The organism is Halarchaeum nitratireducens (genome assembly GCF_014647155.1).
Taxonomy (GTDB): Archaea; Halobacteriota; Halobacteria; order Halobacteriales; family Halobacteriaceae; genus Halarchaeum; species Halarchaeum nitratireducens.
In genome coordinates this window covers 1-3,108 of record NZ_BMOQ01000019.1, presented here as the reverse complement: position 1 = coordinate 3,108, position 3,108 = coordinate 1, and the positions used below count along the sequence as shown (strand labels likewise).

Genomic DNA, 3,108 nt, shown 5'->3' with positions numbered 1-3,108 from the left:
GCGGCGCTTGCCATCTCGAAACTCGTGAGGTAGCCGAGACTCCAGCCACCGCCGTACAGCAGGCCGCTCGTCGCCGTGACGATGGCCTTCCGGTGGTTCCGGTAGTACTGCGTGATCGATTGTTTGTTCATAGTGTTAGGCGGGCTGGGGAGTGTACCCCTGGTTTTCGATGGTCTCTGCGAAGGCGTCGGGGTCAGTGACGCTGTCGTCGTACTCGATCTCGACGCGGCCGGTCGCGTAGTGGACTTCGACGTGCTGGACGCCGTCGACGTTCGACAGGGCGCGTTCGACGGTACTCGCGCAGGTCGGGCAGTCGAAGTCGAGGACGCGGAATTGGGTTGTGTCGCTCATTACAGTTTGAGATAGTGCCCGTACCCCAATAAGTATTTTTTAGATGATATGTTTGAATATGGATATAGGTGATTGGAAAGTTAAACGGGTCGTCTAGGGCTTTCGGTATCACGAACCCAGCAACCTGAGTTCAAAGCAGCGTCCCGCTAGCTTTTCCCGCCTGCTCATACTCAGTTCTCGTATGAGTAGTTCCGGTACCGACCACCGGCTTGAGGACATCGCGGTGCGAGACACCCGGGTTTCGGACGCCATCGACGAACCGATGCGGGCGATGATTCTCGATATCCTCTCTGAGGAGGCGCTCACCGCAACTGAGGTCCACGGCCGTTTGGAGGACCGCAGCGTCGACCGCACGGAGAACACGGTTCGTCATCACATCAACGAGTTACGGGATGCCGGTCTCGTCGACGTCGTCCGCTTCGAGGAAGGGCGCGGTGGAACGACGAAGTACTACCACGCGAATACGATCGTCCTCTCGTACTCGCTGCCGGCGTCAGCCGATGACGCTGTCGAGGAGATGATCGAGGCCGTTCAGCCCCAGATTGGGGATGCACTCGATACTCTCACAAAAGACCACGACGACGCGATAGCGGAGATCGTCGCAGATATGCAGCCGTGTGAGCACTGTCAGACCCAGAAGTACGAAACCTACGTGCTCCTGACTGTCCTCCGCCGGGCGTTCGTTCGTGGCCACCGAGATTCTTGAGCTTGCGCCCTGTACCGTTGTCAAGGCCTCACTTCACCGTGTGTTTTAGTTATCCGGCGATATCCCTCATACACAGCTGGCAATCCGAGGGGAAGTGCGAAGACTCCGAACCCGAGTAGGATGTATCCGGCTACGTGCCGGCGTCGCACAGCTAGAACTGTCGCGGCGACGCCGACGAACGCAATCAGATAGGCAAGATTACTCCAGAGCACGTTGTACGAGGAGCAGTATAGCCAGCAGACGACCGTGTAGGAGGGAGCGTTCCAGGTCGGCGGATGAAGCTTCGGCCAGAAAAACCGGCAGTATGTCGTCCAGCTGAGCATCGCGAGCGCCGGAAGTCCAGCAAGCCACATCGGTGTTCCGAACGGCATCCAGTCTCCGAATCGTCTATAGCCAGCGAGGAACAGCGCGGGAAAGCCGATAATCCACAGCCAGATGCCGATAGTGTAGGTCATAGGCCAGTGTTCGATCCGGGGCTGTGCAATCGGTAATCGTAGAGACTCGGGCAGCGTCGCCCACGGGAACGAGGGATCGGGAACGGGATTCGTGAGGAACGCGACCAGACAGAGTCCCGTCCCGACTAGGAGTCCGTATAACCCCACCGTCGTGTATCGGTCAAGCCACGCTGGAAGTTGCGAACGGGTAGACTGTTGACGGTGGTCGGGGAAGCCGGTCATTCTTCGGTTTTGATGTCTCGTCGTAATCAGGTATCTCGTTCGAGTGCCTCGCGTCGCTGTTCGTATTCCTCGTCGGTCAGCTCCCCGCGAGCGTAGGCAAGCCGAAGCTCTTCGAGTGCTTGGTCCGAGTCACTCGAATCGCCCGTGACTGCGCGATAGATGAGGTACCCACCACCGACGAGGGCAGCGAGGAACAGCAGCTGCATCACAATACCGACGATGAACATCCAGCCGGGCATCGTCCCGTCGCCCCACATGTGACCGCTCCACATCCCGCCCATCATCGGACCGAACCCCATCATCCCGAAGCCCATGAAGAACAACGGGACGATGAATACGGCACCGATGATAACGAGGAGGAGCGTAACAAGTCGCGTATCGTCTGAATTTGTCGGCATATTGTGTTCCCTCCGTGAGTTGGGGTTCTCAGATTATACTACGCACTAACTATTCAATGCGGTTGTGCCTTTGAACTGCGTGCTCCACCCACCACTATTCTTTTGAATACCTACTCACCACGGCTCTGACCCGAACTATCTGAAGGAAAACTGCAATAGATGATCCCTTCGAACTGATACCTATGGTAGCGACGATGATTGATGGCATCTTCGAAGCTCTACGTATCGGTGTGGGCTTCCTCTGGACGGCAGCGTGGGCGATCATCATGGGCCTCACGATCACGAGCCTCGTCCAGGTCTACGTCTCCAAGGAACGGATGGCCCAGGTCCTCGGTGACGGTGATCTGAGCGGACTCACCAAGGCGACTGCGTTCGGCGCGGCCAGTAGTGGCTGTAGTTTCGGCGCCGTCGCTATCGGGAAGGGCCTGTTCAAGAAGGGAGCGCACGCGGTGAACTTCCTCGCGTTCATGTTCGCGTCGACGAACCTCATCGTCGAACTCGGATTGATGATTCTGATTCTGCTCGGCTGGGAGTTCCTGGTCGCAGAGTTACTCGGCGGACTCATCCTCATCGCCGTGATGGCCGTCATCGTTCATCTCACGCTTCCGGAGAACCTCTTCGATGAGGTGCGAGAGACGCTCAACGAGCGCGATCACGAGGCGGGCGTCACCGAGGATCCAACCTGCGGGATGGAAGGCAAAGACGAGTACACGCTTACGACTGACGGCGGTGAGACGCTCAAGTTCTGCTCGGAGGGCTGTATGGAGACCTACCGCCAGGAGATGTCGAGCCGCGGTGGGTGGCGTGACGAGTTACTGTCGTGGGGTGGCTGGTACAAAGTTGGGAACCAGTACCGCAAGGAGTGGTCGATGATCTGGAAGGACGTCATCGCCGGCTTCCTGATATCGGGGTTCGTCATCGTCTTCGTCCCCCAGTGGGTGTGGAACACCCTGTTCATTCAGGGCGACGGCCTGCT

Annotated in this window: 5 protein-coding genes; 2 read left to right on the top strand and 3 right to left on the bottom strand. The window is 58.0% G+C overall.

Annotated elements, in window-relative coordinates:
• Positions 1–135: 135 nt before the first annotated feature.
• Positions 136–351: a heavy-metal-associated domain-containing protein gene (locus IEX91_RS16145; protein WP_004048661.1), complete on the bottom strand. Its 216-nt coding sequence runs from the start codon at positions 349–351 to the stop codon at positions 136–138.
• 181 nt (positions 352–532) lie between these two features.
• On the opposite strand from IEX91_RS16145, the gene IEX91_RS16140 reads away from it, so the two are divergent.
• Entirely contained in the window at positions 533–1,057 is a 525-nt protein-coding gene (locus tag IEX91_RS16140; RefSeq protein ID WP_188870805.1) for an ArsR/SmtB family transcription factor, read from the top strand.
• Positions 1,058–1,077: 20 nt separating this feature from the next.
• Here IEX91_RS16140 and IEX91_RS16135 read toward each other — a convergent pair whose 3' ends face one another.
• Positions 1,078–1,512: a hypothetical protein gene (locus IEX91_RS16135; protein WP_229732320.1), complete on the bottom strand. Its 435-nt coding sequence runs from the start codon at positions 1,510–1,512 to the stop codon at positions 1,078–1,080.
• Between the two features lie 248 nt (positions 1,513–1,760).
• On the bottom strand, positions 1,761–2,132 hold the full coding sequence (locus IEX91_RS16130) for an SHOCT domain-containing protein (RefSeq protein WP_158832271.1): 372 nt from the start codon (positions 2,130–2,132) through the stop codon (positions 1,761–1,763).
• Between the two features lie 182 nt (positions 2,133–2,314).
• On the opposite strand from IEX91_RS16130, the gene IEX91_RS16125 reads away from it, so the two are divergent.
• A partial coding sequence (locus tag IEX91_RS16125; protein WP_188880237.1) for a permease occupies positions 2,315–3,108 on the top strand: 794 nt, incomplete at its 3' end.